The 19,192-nt window shown below is 65.8% G+C and carries 16 protein-coding genes; 7 read left to right on the top strand and 9 right to left on the bottom strand.

Annotated elements, in window-relative coordinates; genetic code table 11:
* The first annotated feature begins 413 nt into the window (after window positions 1-413).
* A complete protein-coding gene (locus tag CK228_RS22445) occupies window positions 414-728 on the top strand; it encodes an EthD family reductase (RefSeq protein WP_095775075.1) in 315 nt (104 codons plus the stop codon).
* 123 nt (window positions 729-851) lie between these two features.
* On the opposite strand, the gene CK228_RS22440 is transcribed toward CK228_RS22445, so the two are convergent.
* Genes CK228_RS22440 through CK228_RS22425 form a run of 4 tightly spaced genes read right to left on the bottom strand, consistent with a single transcriptional unit; the run spans window position 852 to window position 5,811 of the window.
* A complete protein-coding gene (locus tag CK228_RS22440) occupies window positions 852-2,075 on the bottom strand; it encodes a GNAT family N-acetyltransferase (protein ID WP_095789267.1) in 1,224 nt (407 codons plus the stop codon).
* A 29-nt stretch (window positions 2,076-2,104) separates the two neighbouring features.
* Window positions 2,105-3,340: a GNAT family N-acetyltransferase gene (locus tag CK228_RS22435; protein ID WP_179296011.1), complete on the bottom strand. Its 1,236-nt coding sequence runs from the start codon at window positions 3,338-3,340 to the stop codon at window positions 2,105-2,107.
* Window positions 3,341-3,343: 3 nt separating this feature from the next.
* Window positions 3,344-4,645: a hypothetical protein gene (locus CK228_RS22430; protein WP_179296010.1), complete on the bottom strand. Its 1,302-nt coding sequence runs from the start codon at window positions 4,643-4,645 to the stop codon at window positions 3,344-3,346.
* Entirely contained in the window at window positions 4,642-5,811 is a 1,170-nt protein-coding gene (locus CK228_RS22425) for a glycosyltransferase family 4 protein (protein WP_095789368.1), read from the bottom strand. The genes CK228_RS22430 and CK228_RS22425 overlap by 4 nt, the downstream gene beginning before the upstream one ends.
* A 438-nt stretch (window positions 5,812-6,249) precedes the next feature.
* On the opposite strand from CK228_RS22425, the gene CK228_RS22420 reads away from it, so the two are divergent.
* The 3 genes from CK228_RS22420 to CK228_RS22410 all read left to right on the top strand — a co-directional run bounded on the left by CK228_RS22420 (window position 6,250) and on the right by CK228_RS22410 (window position 9,039).
* Window positions 6,250-7,419, top strand: coding sequence for a DUF1972 domain-containing protein (locus tag CK228_RS22420; RefSeq protein ID WP_095789266.1), 1,170 nt, complete (start codon window positions 6,250-6,252; stop codon window positions 7,417-7,419).
* Complete coding sequence (locus CK228_RS22415) at window positions 7,416-8,690, top strand: cellulase family glycosylhydrolase (RefSeq protein WP_095789265.1); 1,275 nt, start codon at window positions 7,416-7,418, stop codon at window positions 8,688-8,690. Before CK228_RS22420 ends, CK228_RS22415 begins: the two co-directional genes overlap by 4 nt.
* A gap of 67 nt (window positions 8,691-8,757) precedes the next feature.
* A complete protein-coding gene (locus tag CK228_RS22410; RefSeq protein ID WP_095789264.1) occupies window positions 8,758-9,039 on the top strand; it encodes a DUF5076 domain-containing protein in 282 nt (93 codons plus the stop codon).
* Between the two features lie 4 nt (window positions 9,040-9,043).
* Here the strand turns inward: CK228_RS22410 and CK228_RS22405 are convergent, their stop codons facing one another.
* Together CK228_RS22405 and CK228_RS22400 are read right to left on the bottom strand one after the other, a co-directional pair.
* Window positions 9,044-10,375 carry a VpsF family polysaccharide biosynthesis protein gene (locus tag CK228_RS22405; protein WP_095789263.1) on the bottom strand — a complete coding sequence of 444 codons (1,332 nt, stop codon included), beginning with the start codon at window positions 10,373-10,375 and terminating at the stop codon, window positions 9,044-9,046.
* Between the two features lies 1 nt (window position 10,376).
* Complete coding sequence (locus tag CK228_RS22400) at window positions 10,377-12,461, bottom strand: Wzz/FepE/Etk N-terminal domain-containing protein (protein WP_095789262.1); 2,085 nt, start codon at window positions 12,459-12,461, stop codon at window positions 10,377-10,379.
* A 329-nt stretch (window positions 12,462-12,790) separates the two neighbouring features.
* Between CK228_RS22400 and CK228_RS22395 the strand changes: the two genes are divergently transcribed.
* On the top strand, window positions 12,791-14,317 hold the full coding sequence (locus CK228_RS22395; RefSeq protein WP_095789261.1) for a formyl transferase: 1,527 nt from the start codon (window positions 12,791-12,793) through the stop codon (window positions 14,315-14,317).
* Window positions 14,318-14,430: 113 nt separating this feature from the next.
* Entirely contained in the window at window positions 14,431-15,615 is a 1,185-nt protein-coding gene (locus tag CK228_RS22390) for an NAD(P)/FAD-dependent oxidoreductase (RefSeq protein ID WP_095789260.1), read from the top strand.
* Between the two features lie 239 nt (window positions 15,616-15,854).
* Here CK228_RS22390 and CK228_RS35870 read toward each other — a convergent pair whose 3' ends face one another.
* Genes CK228_RS35870 through CK228_RS22380 form a run of 3 tightly spaced genes read right to left on the bottom strand, consistent with a single transcriptional unit; the run spans window position 15,855 to window position 17,840 of the window.
* Complete coding sequence (locus CK228_RS35870; protein ID WP_245438095.1) at window positions 15,855-16,340, bottom strand: TIM barrel protein; 486 nt, start codon at window positions 16,338-16,340, stop codon at window positions 15,855-15,857.
* Complete coding sequence (locus tag CK228_RS35865) at window positions 16,250-16,708, bottom strand: hypothetical protein (protein WP_245438094.1); 459 nt, start codon at window positions 16,706-16,708, stop codon at window positions 16,250-16,252. Before CK228_RS35865 ends, CK228_RS35870 begins: the two co-directional genes overlap by 91 nt.
* Before the next feature lie 49 nt (window positions 16,709-16,757).
* Entirely contained in the window at window positions 16,758-17,840 is a 1,083-nt protein-coding gene (locus CK228_RS22380; RefSeq protein WP_095789259.1) for a LacI family DNA-binding transcriptional regulator, read from the bottom strand.
* Between the two features lie 203 nt (window positions 17,841-18,043).
* On the opposite strand from CK228_RS22380, the gene CK228_RS22375 reads away from it, so the two are divergent.
* Complete coding sequence (locus CK228_RS22375) at window positions 18,044-19,075, top strand: hydroxyacid dehydrogenase (protein WP_095789367.1); 1,032 nt, start codon at window positions 18,044-18,046, stop codon at window positions 19,073-19,075.
* Window positions 19,076-19,192: the final 117 nt, after the last annotated feature.

The raw sequence follows: 19,192 nt of genomic DNA, 5'->3' as shown, positions 1-19,192 counted from the left end.
GCCCTCGGTCGCCCTGACACATCAGGCGACTGGGCTCAAGGATGACGGAGACACGCCTTGCTGTCAATTTCGGGCATGAACACGGCGCGGACCGGCAAAATCTCGCAGGCAGTCCGGACCGGAGCTGTTTTCAGCTTGCCGGCCCGGAACCACCCACCGCCTTGTGTCCTTCCCAAGACAGTGGATCAGATAAAAGCGTCGACGACGATCCGCTTTGACATGGATCAACCGCATCGCCGTGCGGGCACCGGCTGGCGGCCGCGATGGCGATGGCGATGCGCGGAATATCGTCTGGCGCCGGCCCCATGCCGTTGGTCTCGCGAAAACCCGCATCCCTGTCGAAATACGCTCCCGGCGAACGACATTGGTGCGGCGCCGACGCGGCGCGGTCACCTCAAACTGGGAGCACCACCATGGCCAAGATGCTTGTCATCTACAAAACCCCCGCCGATCCGGCGGCCTTCGAGCGCCATTACCACGACATTCACGTGCCGCTGGCCAAGCAATTGCCCGGACTGCGGCGCTACGAGATCAGCCGGCAGCCGATCATGAATGTCCTGCCTGGCGAGACACCTTTCAGGGTCGCGACGCTCTATTTCGACAGCCTGGAGGCCATTCGCACGGCCTTTGACAGCGAGATCGGCCGGGCCTGCGCGGTGGACCGGCGCAAACTCGCCGGGGATGACGATCTGGTGACGATGCTGCTCTTCGACACCGAGGCGCTGTGAGCGGTCACCTCGTCGCGCGCGATTGCTGCTCCCGAAGCCACCTCGGGAGCAGCAATTCTCCAATTCTTCAATTCGTCAATTCTTCAATTCTTCAATTCTTCAATTCTTCAATTCTTCAATTCTTCAATTCTTCAGTCGCCGAAACCGCCGCATCACGCCCTGCACGGCCTTGTACAGCCCGGGCTTGGAGCGCACGAAAAGTTCGGTCTTCCCGCGCAGTTGGATATAGGTCGTCGAGCCCCGGCCGCGCAGCGTCACCGCCTCGCACAATTCTGCCAGCACCGCGCTCGAAGCGCCGATGTGCTGCTTGTAGCCCTGGCTTCCGACCGACAGGTCGAAACAGTCGAGCCCCTGCGTCACTCCCCACATCATCAGCTTGCCAATCGTCGTCAGGCCTGGCGCGGCGTTGGCCACCGCGTCCTGATCGATCCCGAGCAGAAGCGCGTGCAAGGTGCCCTTCATGACAAGCACGTACATGACGGCGAGATAGGCGTCACCGACACGCAGCCCAAAGAGCCGCACGGAGCCGTCGGACAGGCCGTGCAGGGCGGCGTTGCGGTAGAAATCGACGACCGGCGCCTGTGTCAGGAGGTCGAAGCGCCCGAGCTCACGGAAGCGGTTGAGCCTGAACTCGAGCAGGGTCGCGAAATGCGCCTCCACCATGTCGGGCGTCTCGGCTTCGACCAGATCGAGCTTGCCCATCTGTTCGAAGCGGCGGCAGTGCTTGTGGAAATTCTTGGCGAAGGACGATTTGCAGATGCGCTTGATCAGCGTCTGCGGATCGCCACTCAGGGCCAGGCTCGAAGCGATCTGGATGGAATCGCGCGCCTGTGAAAGCAGCGCCAGCGGATTGGCGACGCCGTGAATCTCCCGCGGAATCCCCGCTATGTGGAAGCGGTCCGTCGGCGGCAGCACGGCGCGCACCGCCGCCCAGGCGGCGTCGGCGCTCTGCGTGGTCCAGGGTCTCGCATCGGCCAGCAGCGGCGCGGAATAGTCGCACACGCCGCAGCTCAGCCATTCGATCACATAATGGCCCATGGCCCGGCGGCGCATCAGCGGCAACAGCATGACCGGCGCGCCCGTATCGGCGTCGTTGACCTCGACGACCAGCAGTTCCGCGCTTTTGGGCATCAGCCGGGTTGCGATCCCTTCCACCCAGGCAAGGCCTTGATGGCCCGTGCACACGCCGGTCGCCTCGAGGCGCAGCCACAGCGGCCTTACGGAATCGAAGCTGGTGTGCAGCCGCGCGGCAAAGCGCGCGGCGGCGCCCCAACCGGCGAGAATTGGGGAAAGAGGTTGGTCCGGTGCATCCCCCACCGCGACTATTCGTACTGCCTGGCCTGCCACGTACTTCTCCCGTCCGTTCAGGCCTGCTCTCAACGTCCTCCACGCGAACGCCGCAAACCTCGCATCAGTCTCTGGGCCACGTTGAGCAGCCGTGGTTTGGATCGCACGAAGGCTTCGGTCCGGTTGCGTAGATCGATGGCGTTGCTCGCCGCCCTGCCCCGCATCGTGTACCCATGGCAGAGTTCCACAAGAACCGAACCCTTGGCGCCCATATGTTCCTTGTAGCTCTGGTTGCCGACCGACAGGTCGAAATAACCAAGGTCTTGCTCGCGTGCCCACCTCATCAACCTGCCAATGATCGCCATTCCAGGCGAGACATTGGGAACGACGCTCTGGTCCATAGCTATCAGGAGAGCATGAACAGTCCCTTGATGGACAAGCAGATATTGAACCGCGATCAGGGAGCCGCCGACGCGCAGCCCGAAGAGCCGCACCGAACCGTCCGACAAGCCCTGAATGGCCGCGTCACGGTAGAAATCGACAACCGCCTCCTGCGTCAGCAGGTCGAAGCGGCCAAGTTCGCGGAACCGGCTAAGCCGCATCCGGACCAGTTCGCCGAAGATTTCCTCCACCTGATCCGGCGAAACGGCCTGGACGAGTTCCACATCGCCGAGCCTTTCGAGCCGGCGCCAGTCCTTGCCGAATTCCTTGACGAAAGATGGCCTGCAGAGACGCTTGAGCACGGTTTCCGGGTCGCCGTCGATGGCAAGTCCAAAGGTGGTCTGCACGGAATCGCGCGTGGTCGTCAGCAAGGCCAGGGGATTGGCCACGCCGCTGACCTGCTGCGGTATTCCCGTGATATGGAAGCGATCCGCCGACGGCAGCACGGAACGCACCGCCGCCCACGCAGCCTGCGCCGATTGGGCGGTCCACGCACCCGCATCGGCCAGCAGCGGTGCCGAATAGTCGCACACGCCACAGCTCAGCCACTCGATCACCCGATGCTGGAAGGCCGAGCGCAGCATCAGCGGCACCAGCATCAAGGGCGCGCCCGTCACCGCGTCGTTCACTTCAACGATCAGCGGCTCCGCGCCTGCCGGCATCAGCCGCGCCACGATCCCCTCGACCCAGGCAAAATGCTGGTGGGCGGTGCAGACACCGTCCATTTGGAAGCGCAGCCAGAGCGGCCTGACCGCTTCAAGGCTTGTGTGCAATCGCGCCGTGTAGGCATCGTTTGCGGGGACGGTCACGGGACGGGAGGCTCCCGCCACGGGCAAGCCGTCATCCACCGCAGCAATTTGCATCGCCTGGCCAGGCACATCCATCTCCTATCGCTTTACCGCGGCGAACGTGAGCGCCCGCCGCCAGGAGCCCAAACGGCTGTTACGCTGCTGGTCCGGATGCTCGATGTTCCACATGCGGTGATGCGCGAAATACCATGATGCCGCGAGCACGAAGGTCTCGGAGACCGCGGAGCCCAGCAGCGCCCATGGTGGGGACGCGACGGCCAGCAGGATGGCGATCAACGCCAGCCCGACGATGGCGCCGCCCATGGTGATGAAGGCGACGATGCGGAAATCACCGAATATCTCAAGGACGATGCGGGGCATGATGTAGAGCATGATCGGGATAAAATTCGCCGTCACGAAAAGCCCGATGAACCCGACCGAGGCATCCTGCAGAGCCTGGGACTTGATCATCGGCAGGACGAACAGGATGGCGCATCCATAGGCCAGGCCGCCGAGCCCCATGACCACCGACCAGATCTTCGCCTGAGACCAGACGCGGCGCGTTTCATTGCGCCGCATCAGCTTGGCGAGTTCCGGCTGCGTCATGTTGACGAAAGCAAGACTGATGATGCGCAGCGGCGCGAACAGCACGATCACCGCCGCCAGCGGCGCGTAAGCCGCGGGTCCGGCAATGCCGGCGACCAGCAGTGCCAGGCATTGCCCCTGGATGTTGGTGGTGGTCGCGCTGAAGGCCGACCAGCACAGCTGACGCCAGAGTCTGGTGTAGCGCCGCCGTGTCGGCATGCGGAAGCTGATGCGCAGCGTGCGCGGCGCCAGCCGGGCCAGGACGAGGATGCCGATCACATTGGCAGCGGCAAGGGCATAGAACACGGTCTGCAGCGCGGCCTCGGCAAACCAGATCGCCAGGCCGGCGAACACGGTGCCTGCGATTGTGAAGGCCGCGTCGCTGACGGAGACGATCACCTGCTGGCGGCGCGCGAAGAATGCCGTGCGCATATGGCTGCGCAGCGACCAGGCACCGACGAAGCAGCCGGCCGCAATGCCGCTCGGGTCGCCAAGGAGGCGCATCAGGACAGCCGTGCCGATGGCCATCAGCAGCGACACCACCAGCGCCGCGGATCCGAAGGCCACGTCATGGGCATCGACGCCGGCGCTGTTGCTGCTCTTGCCCATCCATATCGAGGCCGGAACCGCGGTGAGCGACCTGATGTAGGACAGGCCGACGCCGCCCATCACCATGGCGATGGCGAAAAGGCCGTAGCCTTGCGCCGACAGCATGTGCAGCAGCGCGATGTTGAGGGCGAAATGAAAGCCGCTCTGCATCGCCTCGCCACCGATCATCAGCACGAGGCGCCGCACCAGATGGAGGGGGAACTTCACGGCCTTGTCTCCACCTGGCGGGTGCTGGCCATCCGGCCCGGCCTTGCGATGGCAGCCTTCAGCTTGTCGGCGGCGATCGCCGCGATCGCGGCCGCGGCGACCGGTTCGCTGAACACCGTCTCGTAGCGCTTGCGCCCGGCGGCGACGAAACCGCACCACGTTTCAGGGGCGAGGATGATCTCCTGCAACTTCGCGGCCAACGCCGCTGCATTGCCTGGCGGAACATGCCAGCCGGTCTCGCCGTCGGCGACCACTTCGACCAGCCCGCCGATCGCCGACACCAGTGGCGGCCGGCCATAGGCCATCGCCTCGATGGCGACACGGCCGAGCGATTCCGGACGCCGCGACGGCACGGTGACGATGTCGGCCCAGCGATAATGCTCCGAAGGGTCAGGGATGAAGGGCAAGGCGCTGACCTGTCCGGCCAGCCCCATGCTCTGGACCAGTTCCGCCAGCGCGCGTTCGCGCTCGACGCTTTCGAAGGCGCCGCCAACCAGCCGCACCTCGATCCTTGACCTGAGTTCAGCCGGCAGCGAGGCGATCGCCTGCAGAAGCACTTCCTGGCCCTTGATCCGGTTGACGCGGCCGAGCAGCAGCACCCGCAGTGGGCGCTTGCCGTCATAGGTCATCGCCTCCGCCGCCGCCGGACCGGCAACGCCGTTATAGACGACGTAGGAGCGCGCCGATCGCGGCTCGCCGAACGTGTCGCGCGTCGCTTTCGAGTTGAAGATGAGATCGGCATGGCTCCAGTGCATGAGCCCGACGAGGATCCGGCGCAGCACGCCTTCGGGAATTTCATGGATGTGCAGCAGAGCCTTGGAAGGCAGCAGGCGCGAGGCCAGCGCATAATCGGCGACGATCGAGGTGTTGACATAGACGAGGTCGCAAACGCTGAGGCGCCGCCATGCCCGCCACAGCGCGACCGGCAGCCGCGCCATCTCGATGGTCGCCAGCCTCAGCATCGCCTGGCGCCTGAGCACCCAGAGCGGCTCGAAGACGATGCGGCTGGCATGGGGCTGAAGGATTTCGACGATCGGTCCGCTGCGCGGCAGGACCACTTCGATGTCGGCCGACGGAAACGCGGCGCGCAGCGCCGCCACGCTCTCCGCGAAGCTGCGGTCGGAGCCGTAGAGTTCGTAGCCCTGATGGATGCAGGCAATCCGCATCTTCACGCGCATCTTTCTGCCAGGGGTGGTGTGACGATTCCGCCGCCTGACCATACCGGCGACCGGAAACGTCAAGCCCAACACCCCTTTGGACTTCACTGGTTTTAGTGCGGTCATGAAACGGATCTGGATCCGGTTCACCACACCAACGCTGCACGCCTTCCGCCGATTCCGGCGCGCAGAAGTCCATCAGCAAGGTTCATGCCGGGCTAATATATCCATTCGCGGGCCGACTGGCCCCGGCATCGCCTCGTTTCGGTACACATACGTTCGGAAAGTTGACCGATAGTGAAACAACGCCGGCGGCTGGAACAAATATTTTACAACCCGAATGCGACAATGGCTGGAATCGGGCCTGGCAGGCATTTTGCAGGGCCGGGTTTTGAGACGGGACAGCCTTCCATAGCGGGTCGGACGGATTTGAAAGCGCCAGCAGCCATGAAACCGGAACAGCCTTCCATCCTGATCCTGGGAACGCGCGGCATCCCCGCGGCCCATGGCGGCTTCGAGACCTTCGCCGAGAGGCTGGCGCTTTTTCTGGTCGCACGCGGCTGGAAGGTCGGCGTCTACTGCCAGGAAGAGGTCGAGCGGGTCGACCAGAGGGTGCGCCTCGACAGCTGGCGCGGCATCGACCTCATCCACGTCCAGGTCGGGTCGAAAGGCCCGCGCGCGACGCTGGAATTCGACTGGCAATGCGTGCTCGACGCCGCGCGCCGGCCCGGCGTCTGCCTGGTGCTCGGCTACAATGGCGCGGTCTTCCTGACCTGGCTCAGGCTGATGCGGCGCAAGGTCATCACCAATATGGACGGCATCGAGTGGCGCCGCCCCAAATGGGGGCGCGCGGCGCGCACCTGGTTCTGGCTCAATGAGTGGATCGGCGCCTGGGCTTCGCACAGGCTGGTCGCCGACCATCCGGTCATTGCCGATCACCTGGCGACGCGCCGGCCGCGCAGCGCAATTTCCACCATCGCCTATGGCGCCGATCCGGTGACATCGGCACCCGAGGCGCCGGTGCGCGCGCTCGGCCTCGAGCCTGGAAAATACCTGATCTCGATCGCGCGCATCGAGCCCGACAACAGCATCCTGCCGATCGTCGAAGCCTTCTGCAGCCGCAAGCGCGACATGAAGCTGGTGGTGCTGGGCACGCTGTCCGACCAGATCCCCTATCATGTCGCGGTCCGCAAGGCAGCGAACGCCTCCGTGGTTCTGCCCGGCGCCATCTACGACCAGGCCGCGGTGAAGGCGCTGCGATACCATGCGCGCGCCTATATGCATGGCCACACGGTCGGCGGCACCAACCCGTCGCTGGTCGAGGCGCTGGCCGCCGGCAACATGGTGATCGCGCACGACAATCCCTACAACAGATGGGTCGCCGGAGCCGCCGCCATCTATTTCACCGACACGCAAGGCTGCGCCGAGCGGATGCAGCAGGCGATGGAGGACGACGCGCTGGTCAAGGCCTGCGGCGAGGCCGCCAGGACACGCGCCCGCGAAGCGTTCCGCTGGGAGGATGTGTTGCTGGCCTACGAGAATGAGGCCTACCGGCTTCTCGGCGTGAGCGCCGCGAGAACGGCCGCGATCGAACGCCCCTCGCCCGGCGCGGTATGACGGGCTGGTCGCGGCGGCGGCTTCTCACCACCGCGCTGTCGACGGCGCTGGTGCCTGCGGCTGCATCGCTGGCGCCACTTTCCGCCTCGTCCGCCCTTGCCGCCAACGGCGCATGGCGTTTCCGCCGTGGCGTCAACGCCTGGCCCTGGTTCTCGCTGACACGCGAATTTCCCGCGCCGCGCACCGATTATGACTGGCCGCCCTTCCAGTCGCAGCGGCCGGTGCCGACCCCGGACGACCTTGGTCGGCTACGCCAGACCGGGCTCGATTTCATCCGCCTGCCGGTCGATCCCGGCCCGTTCCTGGCCGCCGACACCGCCACGCGCGGCAAGCTGCTGGACATGCTGGATGCTGCCGTCGCCGCCACGCTCGCCGCCGGTCTCGGCATCATCGTCAACGTCCAGGCCAATGGCGCCACCCATTACTGGAACCCCGACCGTATGACCTCCAGCACCGAGGCACCGGCCTTCGACCTCTACCGGGCGCTGGTCGGCGAGCTTGCCGGCAGGCTGGCGCGGTTCACGCCGGGCATGGTGGCGCTGGAACCAGTCAACGAACCGGCGCAATCCTGCGATTCCAACGTCTGGTCGCAGGTCCAGGCATCCCTGCTGACCGCGGCCCGGGCGTCGTCCTGCACCTTGCCGCTGGTCGTCACCGGCGGCTGCGGCTCGATGGTGAGCGGGCTGGCGGCACTCGATCCGGCGCCGCTGGCGGCCTTCGAGCCGATCCTGTTCACCTTCCACTTCTACGAGCCCTATCTGTTCAGCCACCAGGGCGCGCCCTGGATGCGCGAGCCGGTCTACCGTTCGCTGAACAATGTGCCGTGGCCGGCCTCCGCCGGTTCGCTCGACGCGACGCTCGCCTCCGTCAGGGCGCGCATGGCGCAGGATGCCGAGACCCCGGAAGCGGACAAGCAGGCCGCCTATGCCGAAACCGAGCGCGTGCTGAAAGTCTATTTCGACGCCCGGCCCGACCGCTGGTTCATCGACAAATATCTCGGCCAGGCGCGCGACTGGGCCGACAGGAACGGCATCGCCCCGGAGCGCGTCATCATGGGCGAATTCGGCGCCCTGCGCACCGACGCCCGCTACACCGCCGCCCCCAACCCCGACCGCGCCCGCTACATTTCCGACGTCCGCCAGAGCGCCGAGGCGGCCGGCTTCCCCTGGGCCTTCTGGGACCTCTTCGACGGCATGGGCATGATGGACGACACCACGCGGGCGCTGGATCCGGCGATGGTCGAGGCGCTTGGGTTGAGGATGCCGGAATAGGCGGGTACGGATCGCGCCTTTGCTCGGTCTGCACTTGTCGTTGATTGATTTGACCAGGAGTTGACTCATGTTTGGGAAACTTAAGAGCGAGCTCTCACCACCACCGAATGCAAAGAACGCAAGGGCTGTAGAAGTTCTGCGGGTATGGGCAGAACCGGGAGCGGCGCAACAACTTGTTCTAAAGACAACATGGAAAGAACCCGGTGCGTGGGGACTTTTGCTCGCTGACGTCGCCCGCCATGCTGCAAGAGCCTATGTCGCCGAAGGCATCTCGGAAGCCCAGGCGCTCGATAGAATCCTGATGTTGTTTAAGGCAGAGTTCGCGGCGCCGACAGACGCACCTTCGTAGACGATCACCGCGACCTGTTCGTCCTCACCACACCCCTTGCCGGCCGGTACAGCACCAGCGCGATCACCACGAATTTGGTCATTAGCGTCGTCTTCGACGCCAGGCTTTCGGAGGTGTTGAGCAGGATCAGCCAGCCCAGCATCAGCAGCCAGATGCCGGCATGGCAGCGGCGCGCCACTTCGTGCATGAACAGCGCGAAGCCGACAAACAACAGCAAGGTGAAGAAGGCGCCCTGGTAGAGCACCATGCGGATGACCGGGTTCTCGATGCCCTGTTCGAGGCCGCTGATGCGGCGCAGGCTTTCGATGAGGTCGATATCAGGCCCCACGATCAGGTCGCGCAGTTCGAAATGTTTGAACAGTTCGAACATCTCGACCCGGGCATTGGCGCTGCCGGAGTCCGATACGAAGCGCTCGAGCAGCGCATCGAAAAAGCCGTATGCCGCCGCGACCGCGATGACCACCGGCACCAGCGCGGCAAGGATCAGGCCGAGCGCCGCGCCAAGCAGGTTGACGCGCCCCGAGCGCAAGCCGCGCAGCCCCTGGATGAGCAGGTAGCAGCCGCCGAGCACGATGGTCAGCACCATAGCGGAGCGGCCGCCAAAGGCGACGAGGGCCGCAAATTGCAGGCCGATCAGTCCGAGCCGCAGCGGCATGGACAGGGATCTCGAACCGGAGAGCAGCGCCAGCACATAGATCGAGGTGACCGTGGCATTGGACAGCGGATGACCCTGAAGCGCCGTCGAGCGCAGGTCGCTCATGAACACCTCGCCGTCGAGGCGATAGGGGAAGAGCAGCGTCTTGGTGGCGAACTCGAACAGAGCGAGCAGCGCGTTCACGGTCATGATGGCGTGAACGACGGTCTGCATCCGAGCAAATGTCTTCTCGTCGTCCTCGGCCAGCATCATCACCAGCAGCGCCGGCGCCACGAAAGTGTCGATCATGCCGGCCATGCCGGGGCGCTGCCTGACGACGACGACCACCAGCAGCACGATCGAGATGACCGCCATCAGCGTGCTGGCCGGCCGCCGGTCGGCGACGGCCACCATATAGCCGACCGGGTTGCCGAAGGTGCAGGCGCGCCAGGCAAACACCAGCACGAGCAGATAGGTCGACGGATGGATCTTGGTCGCCGGGTTGCCGGTCAGGCCATCGTAATTGTAGCCCACCAGCCACAGCATGCCGCCGGAGATGGCGAACAGCAACGCCACCGTCATGACCAGGCCGAAGCGCGTCACCCAGTCGACGGTATCGCCGGCGCGGGCGGGGGCTTGGCCCGAACCGGCCCAGCCGACTGCCGGGTTGGCCGTCCGGGTGGCGGTCCCGGTCGCGGCCATGTCAGGCCGCCTCGTCGACCAGCAAGGCGCCGGTCGGCAGCCGCCCCATGACGGAAATGGCCTGCGAGGCCGCCGTGACGTCGCGCATCGGCGTCGAGTTCAGCGTCGCGACCATCACGATCTCGTCGACCATGGCGACCAGCGGCGAGGCGTTGAGATTATCGGCCAGCGCTCCGCCGTCGACGACGACGAGATCGAAGTTGCGGCCTGCCTGGGCCAGCATGTGCTGCGTGAAATAGACGCCCTGCGCCTCGGAGAAGACGGCCTTTTGCCGGCCCCTGCCCAGCACAGCGACATTGCTGCCCGGGGTGTGCTGGCTAAGTGCCTCGAAGGCATATTCGCCGCGCAGCACGTCGAGCAGGCCGGGCTGCGGCTCCTTCTTGCCGCTGCCGGCATTGGTGTCGATGAACAGGACGCGGCTGCCCCTGGCGGCCGCGGCATTGGCGAGCAGCCGCGCCACCCGGCCGCGATGCGCGGCGTCTTCCGGCGGCGACGTCAGCAGGATGGACGGCACCAGCGGCCAGTTCGGCGGGCGCCGGCTGGAGGCGAACAGCCGCCTCAGCGCCAGGCCCGCGACCGCATCCGTCTTCTGGCCGGCCGCGGCGGCGCCGCCGCCGAAAGGCCACCAGCGGCGGCCACTGCCCGCCTTTGCCGGCAGCACGCCGAACACCGGCGCGTCGATGGCCGATTGCATCTGCGCGCTGGAAAGCACGGTCGGCGAGGAATATTCCGCGATCAGCGCCAGCGCGGTGCCCAGCCCCAGCCCGCCGAAGAGGGCGCCGAGAACCAGCAGCGGCAAGGGCGGCCAGCTCTTCTTCAAGGCGGGCATGGCGTTGGAGATGATGCGCGCATTGGTGCTGTCGACATTGATCTGCTCGCGCGTTTCCTGCGCCCGCTGCAGATAGGTGGCGTAGACCGAGCGCACCGCCTCGAGGTCGCGCTGCAATTCGCGCAGCCTGACCGAGGCCTGGTCGGTGTCGAGCGACTTGCTCTTCATGCCGGCGACCTTGGCCTCCAGTGCCTGCTGGTTGGCCAGCGCCCGCTCGTAGTCGGTTTCGGCGGCAGCGCTGATGCGGCCGAGTTCGCGCGCGATGAGGGCGCGCGTGTCGCGCAGCTGCTGCTGGGCGGCGATCATCGAGGGGTGGCGCGGCCCAAGTTCAGTGCCGAGCTGCGAGACCTGGTCGACAAGCGTCGCCTCCTGCGCCCGCAGGCTCGAGATGACCGACGAGCGCATGGCTTCCGAAGTGGCGTCCGGCGCACCGCCGGAGCGGCGCAACTGGTCGACCTGCGCCTTCAGCGCCGCGGTGCGGCTCTGCGCCGCCGAAAGCTGCGTGTTGATCTCGGTCAGTTCCTGGTCGCTGACCAGATTGCCCGCCGCCATCACCATGTTGTGGGCGGATTTGTAGGCCTCGACGGCGTTCTCGGCCTGCTGCACGCGCTTGCGTTGCTCCTCCAGCCGCGCGGTGATGGAATCGGAAGCGTCCGTGGCCATCTTGGCGCGCGCGCTCGCCTGGTCGGCCAGGTAGGCCTGCGCGATGGCGTTGGCGAGCTTCGCCGCCTTGTCGGCGCTCTTGGCGGTGACGATCACGTCGAGCACCAGCACCTTGTCGGCACGCTTCACCGCCAGCCGCCGGCGCAGCGCGTCGAGCGTCTTGCCCGTACTGTCGGTTTCGGCCGACCCCGAGCCCAGCACGCCGCCGAGCAGGCGGCCCAGCAATCCGCCCTGCCCGTTGAATTCCGGATCCTCGGTCAGGTTGGTCGCCTCGATGGCCCGCAGCAGCACGCCCGTCGACTGGACGACGCTGACCTGGCTTTCCACCATGGTGATGCCGCCATCGGGCGGAACGCGGCTCGGATTGACGTCGTTGGTGACCACCTGCAGGTCTTGCGGATCGATGAGGATTTCCGCCACCGAGCTGTAGAGCGCCGGCGTCATCAAGCCATAGACCAGCGCCCCGAGGGTCAGCAGCGCGGCGGTCAGGAGGATCAGGAAACGGCGGCGCACCAATATGCGCTTCACGTCACCCAGCTCGACGGTCGAGGATGCATAGGGCGCCGTCGGCACTGGCTCCGGCGCATATTGCATCGCCTCCGGAGCGGGTTGTTGCGGCAACGAGAGCAGGGATGATTGCAAAGGTCGCTCCGACAACACTCCGTGTGCCTGCAAGTGTAAATTGCAGCTTCGACCTAGCTATTCCTCCAACTGTTAAAACACTGTTAATTATGTTGAGAGCTCTTCTGATTTTTGGCACGGAGTTTGCCTAATAAAGGCACGTGCATGTCGACACGGGCGCTGGTGAGCAGGAGACGGATGGAAATGGGGCAGCATATCAGTCCAGACCATCCGCGCGGCCATCTCTCCTGCCCTATTTTCGAACACCGGCCAGACACCGATGAAGATTCTAGGGGTGCGACATGCAAGTGAGCCTGCGCCTGGACAGCGAATGCGTCCGTGCTTTTCATCTGCTGCTGGCGCAGCGCCTGGCGGCACTGGCCCAGGTCGAGGTGTCCGTCGATGCCAGGCCGGCCGGAAGCGGCATTCCAGGCAGCGCCGCGGCATTGTTCCAGCTTGAGACAGCCATCCATGGCCTGCCGGCGGACGGGCTGGCCAAGCGCCAGCCGCTGTCGGCGCTGGCACCCTATCGGACGCAGCCGCCCGCCTCTGCCGATCTGGTGATCGACCTCTGCGGCGACGTGAACCTGGAAGGAACGCGGGTCTGGCGCGTCACCTATGACGGCGCCGCCGGCGAAGCAGCCTTGCTGGCGCTGATCCTGGACGGACGTACGCCGATTGCCCGCATCGAGGAGAGCGGCGCCACCGTCGCCGAAGGACGCCTGGGCACCGAATATGGCGGCATCGCGCTGGCCTCTTTCCAGGACATGCTGGCGCGCACCGCAAGCCTGATCCTCGCGGCAATGCCCCCCTCGGCAGTGAATGGTGCGGCGCGGGCCGCCCTGCCGGTGCTGCCCGAACCGGCGCAGACCGGTGGCCCGCCACCGATACCCTCCACCACCAAGCTCGGCATCAGGGCGGGCAAGGCGCTGGCGCGGCGCATCGTCCAGAAGATCTACCATCTCTGCTACAACGCCCCCCACTGGAAGGTCGGCTGGCGCGAGACCAAGGGGCAGGATCTGTTCGATCTGCGCGCGCATCCGGCAACCGGCTGGCAGGTGCTGCCCGACGACGGCAGCCGCTTCTACGCCGATCCGTTCCCGATCCTGTACCAGGGACAAGTGACCCTGTTCGTCGAGGACTATATCCATCGTCTCGGCCGGGCCATCATCTCCGCCGTGCCGTTCGGTCCGTCGGGGCCGATCGGGCATCCCGAGCCTGTGCTCGACCTGCCCTACCACCTCTCCTACCCCTTCGTCTTCGAGCGCGACGGCGAGGTCTGGATGGTGCCGGAAAGCTGCGCAAACCGCACCGTCGATCTCTACCGCGCCACCGCCTTTCCCGGCGGATGGGTCAAGGAAGCGACGCTCTTGTCCGACGTCATCGCCAGCGACGCCACTCTGGTCGAGCATGGCGGGCGCTGGTGGCTGTTCGCCACTGTCCGGGACGGCGGCGGCGGCGCCTTCTCCGATGCGCTGCATCTGTGGTCGGCGCCCGACTTCCGCGGCCCCTGGACGCCGCATCCCAAGAACCCCGTGCTGGTCGACATCGCGTCGGCGCGGCCGGCCGGCCGCATGGTCAGGCGCGGCAACGACCTGCTGCGTCCGGTGCAGGATTGCCGCAGGAGCTATGGCGCCGCCCTTGGCATCGCACGCGTCGCTCACCTTGATTTGAACGGCATGGAGCAAGTCGTCGAGACCATCTTAACTCCTGGCGCGCTATGGAATGGGCGCAAGCTGCACACGCTCAACGAAGCGGGCGGCCTGGAGTTCATCGATGGCTCGGCGATCGCGCCGCGCTGGAAACAGAAGCGTTCGCCGTTAACGTAAACAATCGTTACTACCGGCCACCCGCGCTGGTTGCTTGAGGTTGATATGGGGCCGGAAGATATTTCCACTGCGGACTATGACAGGCGCTAGATGACCAGCAGAAAGGCAAAGACATGACCACCGCCGCGGCTGGCCCGACCGAAGTCGACGTAGCGATCATCGGCGCCGGAATGGCCGGCACCACCCTGGCAACGCTGTTGGCAAACGCCGGCCGCAAGGTGGCGCTGATCGATCCGCACCGCGTTCATCATGACGAGTTCCGGGCCGAGAAGATCGGCGCGGACCAAATGCAGCTGTTCGAGAAGCTCGGCATCGACAAGATGGTCATGCCGCTCGTCACCCGGTTTACCGACATCGATGTCTTCCGCCTCGGTCAATTCTTCGCCCGCGAAAAGAAGTGGGAGTACGCATTTTCCTATGGCAGGTTGATCAACGGCCTGCGCGATGCACTGCCGCCGCAAGTGCCGATCACCGTCGGCAAGGTGGCCGAGGTCTCGACCGGACCAGACCGGCAGCGGCTTGTGCTGGCCGACGGCGGCGTCATCGATGCCCGGCTGCTGGTGGTGGCCACCGGCCACAGCGAATCGGTGCGGCGCACCATCGGCGTCGAGCGCGTCGAATTGTCGAAGGCGCATTCGCTGTCGATGGGATTCGACCTCGCTCTTGCGCGGCGTGACTGCGCCTTTGGGGCGGTCACCTGCTACGGCAAGCGAGCCTCTGACCGTGTCGCCTATCTCACCGTCTTTCCCATCGGCGACAAGATGCGCGCGAACATGTTCGTCTATCGCACCGTCGCCGAACAATGGACGCGGGACTTCCGCGCCGATCCGCAGAAAATGCTCCGCGAGCTCATGCCCGAGATCGCGGCGCAATGCGGCAACTTCGAGGTGGCGAGCCCGGTCGAGGTCAGGCAGGTCAGTCTGACCACGACACAAGGCCATCGCCGCGACGGGGTCGTCTTCATCGGCGACGCATTCAGCACGACATGCCCGACGCCCGGCGTCGGCATCGGGCGGGTCATGATCGATGTCGATCAGCTCCATTCCGTTCACATTCCGCGCTGGCTGGAGACACCGGGCATGGCGGCCGACAAGATCGGCGCTTTCTATGACGACCCGGTCAAGGTGGCCTCCGATAAGGCAGGCATGCGGGTGAGCTTCTACGCCAAGCAGATCACCACCGAGACCGGACTGGAATGGCGCGTGCGGCGCCTGCGCAACAACACGGCGCGTCAGCTGATGATCATCGGCCGCAAGATGCGCCATTTGGGACCGCGGCGGGAGCCCGGAATGGCGTGAGGGTCCTCCGCTTTCTCCCGCCATCGAAGGCAGAGGCGTCTTGCCTTCTGCTTTCCCTCGGGAGAAAGGGAAGCGCGCCGGCCTTGTGATCGCGGGCGCAGCAACTGGTAGCAAACGAGCGCTAAGAGGCCGAAGGGGGCTGTCCCGCCAGCCTCAAAGGCCTACAACGCGCGAACGCTTTGATGCTGTTGCTTGCATCCGCCGCCCTACGCGGCGGGCCACATAATCCGAGGAAACCCTCACCCCAATTGCAGCCCAGCCTTCCTCGCCGCCTCGCGCAGGAACGGCAGGCCAACACCGATCACATCGTCCGGGTTCTCCGCCACCGGCCGCCAGACGGCGAGCCCGCCGGCGATGTCGACATCGACATGATTCATGCTTTCGAGCGTGATGGCGCCGGAGTAGCCGATGTCAGCGATAGCCTTCATGCAGGCCGCCCAGTCGAGCATGCCCCGTCCCGGCACGCCGCGATTGGCTTCCGAGACGTGGACATAGCCGAGATAGGGCGCCGCGGCCCTGAAGCCGGCCTCGAAACTCTCCTCCTCGATATGCATGTGATAGGTGTCGAGATGGATGAAGATGTTGTCGGCGCCGACGCGTTCGATGATGCGCGCGGCGTCGATGCCGCGGTTGATCAGATGCGTCTCGTAGCGGTTGCAGGCTCGATGCCGAGCCTGAGCCCATGCGCCTTGGCGGCCTTGGCCGCGCGCACCAGGAACCGGCACATGCCGTCGATCTCGCCTTCGGTTGGCGCCCGTCCCGACGTCTTGCCGATCGTGCCATAGGTGACGCCGCCAAGGGCGCTGCTGCCGACCGCCTGGCAGACGCCGAAGGCCGGTTCGAGAAAGGCCAAAGCCTCGTCCGGCCGTGCCACAACGTCAAGTGAAGCCGGCAGGCCAAGCGATGGAATAAGCTCGACATTCCAGCGTTCGGCAAACGCGCGGGTACGTCTGGTGTCGATCTCTTCGGGACGCAGCAACGGGATTTCGAGCAGGCCGATGCCGAGGCCCTTCAGCCGCTCCATCCGCGGCTCGATCAGGTCGAGGTCCCAGACCGGGGCGATGGCGAAAGTGTGCAGTCCAAAAGTGTTCATCTCAGCCTCTGTGATCGTGCGCGGTCGCGATGCTGTCGTCGCCGAGCGGCTATCGCGGGTTTGCGGAATGCGGGCCGTTGGCTGGCGAGCCAACGGATTCCCGCATCAGAACCTTGCAAGGTTCGAGCCGCGCCGTCGGCGGCCCCTCCTCGCCTTCGATCCGGGCAAACAGCGCCGCCATGGCGTGGCCGGCGATCTGGCGCACCGGCTGCACCACGGCGGCGATGGCCGGCCATGTCACCTGCATCCATTCGGCATCGTCGAAGCCGACCAGCGAAATGTCGTTGGGGCAGTGCCAGCCGCGCCGCCGGAACTCCGACAGCGCCACCAGCGTGCCCTTGAGGAACAGCGAATAGACGGCCGTCGGCCGCTTGCCCCGGCCTTCGCCCCTGTCGAATTCGCCCTTGTCGAAATAGTCACGCAGCTGCGCCCTGAGCGGCTCGACATCGGTTTCGGCAAGCACGACATCGATGCGCACATCCGGCGCCAGGTGCAGCGCGGTGGTGCGAAATCCGTCGAGACGGGCGCGCACCGTCGCCGCCTGCTCGCCGAGGCCGACGACAAGGATGTGACGGTGGCCCTTGCCGATCAGTTCGCGCGCCACTTCGGCGCTGGCCGCGGCGCTGTCGGCCGACACCGTGTCGAAGGCATCGTCGCAGAGCACCCGGTCGATCAGCACGCCGGTCATGCCGTTGGCCTTCATGAAGGCGGCGGCCGGGCCGTGCTCGTTGCGCACCGGCGCCAGCACCACGCCGGCGACCCGCCAGTCATGCATGCGGGCGAGGATTTCCGTTTCGCGCGCTTCGGATTCGCGGCTCGACGCCGCCACCAGCGTGTAGCCGCGCTGCTCGGCGAGGCTTTCGAGCTGGGTGACCATCTGGCCGAAGAACTCGCTTTCGAATTCCGGCATGATGGCGCCGATGATGCGGCGCTTGGCCCGGCGCATGTCGGAGGCCAGCGGATCGACGCGGTAACCAAGCTGTTCGATGGCGTCGAAGACGCGCTGCGCATTCTCGGGCTTCACCGTGGTGACGCCGGCCATGACCTTGGAGACGGTGGCCGCCGACACGCCGGCGCGGCTGGCCACGTCGTGGATCGACGCACGCCGTTGCTGGTCCTGCCTGTGCGCCATTGCTCCTCCTCCCGAGGCGCAGACAGAGGCATTTCTGTCCGCTGGAGAAACGAGTAAATCGATTTTTCTCGGTTGTAAATCGGTTCATCGGCGGTATTTTAGCGGCAGAGCCACATGTCGCCCAAAATGTAATACGGCTTTGGGGCAATGACTTGGGCAAAGCAAGAATGCGCGGCGTCGGGATCGCGTCGGGAGGAATCGTCGTGCCAAACAAGGATTTGCCGCTGGTGATCAGCGCGCCGGAACCGCGCTCGCTGGAGCTGATCTTCACGCCGCCGCAGCTGGCGCGCTTTCGGGCGAAATACCGCATCGTCGAGACCACGGCCGAAGACGTCGCCGAACTGCCGGACGACGTGCTGGCGCAGGCCCGCTATATCGTCGGCCAGCCGCCGATCTCTTCCGAGACGCTGGGTCGGATGACGGCGCTGCGCTGCGTCTTCAATGTCGAATCCAACCTCCTCGACAACATGCCTTACGAGACGCTGTTCGTGCGCGGCATCCATGTCGTCACCACCGGCCTGGTCTTCGCCGAGCCGGTGGCCGAGCTTGGCCTTGCCATGGCGCTCAACCTTGCCCGCGATATCGTCGATGCCGACCTTGCCTTCCGCCGCGGCGAGGAGCTGTGGGGCGGCGACGGCAACCAGACGGCGCGGCTGCTTTCCGGCGCCAATGTCGGCATCATCGGCTTCGGCGATCTCGGCCGTGCGCTGAACCGGCTGCTGACGGGTTTCCGCACCCGCACCAAAGTCTTCGATCCCTGGCTGCCGCCGTCGATCCTGATCGACAACGGCGTCGAGCCGGCCTCGCTGGACGAGGTGCTGACATCGAGCGACTTCGTCTTCGTCGTCGCCTCGGTGACCTCCGAGAACCAGGGCTTTCTCGGCGCGGACGCTTTCGCCAGCATGCGCAGGGGCGCCGCCTTCATCCTGCTCAGCCGCGCCGGCGTCGTCGATTTTTCCGCGCTGATGGCGGCGGTGAAGAGCGGCCATATCGTCGCCGCCAGCGACGTCTTCCCGGAAGAGCCGCTGGCGAGCGACCATCCGGTCCGCACCCTGCCCGGCTTCCTGCGCTCGGCCCACCGCGCCGGCGCGCTCGACATCGCCTTCAAGCGCATGGGCGACATGGTGCTGGAGGACATGGACCTGATCGATCGCGGCCTGCCGCCGCTGCGCTCCAAGCGCGCCGAGCGCGAAACGGTCTCGCGCATGCGCTCCAAGCCGGTGGACCGGAACTGACGGGGCGGGCACACCCGCTTGGTGGCGGGAGATTTGACTGATCCGGAAAGCCCACAGGCCGACGCGCGTCTCGTCGTGATGGAACAATCGTCCCCCTGACAGGTTTTGCAATAGGCC

Origin of the sequence: Mesorhizobium sp. WSM4312 (assembly GCF_002294875.1) — a bacterium.
Taxonomy (GTDB): domain Bacteria; phylum Pseudomonadota; class Alphaproteobacteria; order Rhizobiales; family Rhizobiaceae; genus Mesorhizobium.
This window is presented reverse-complemented; position numbering and strand designations above follow the sequence as displayed.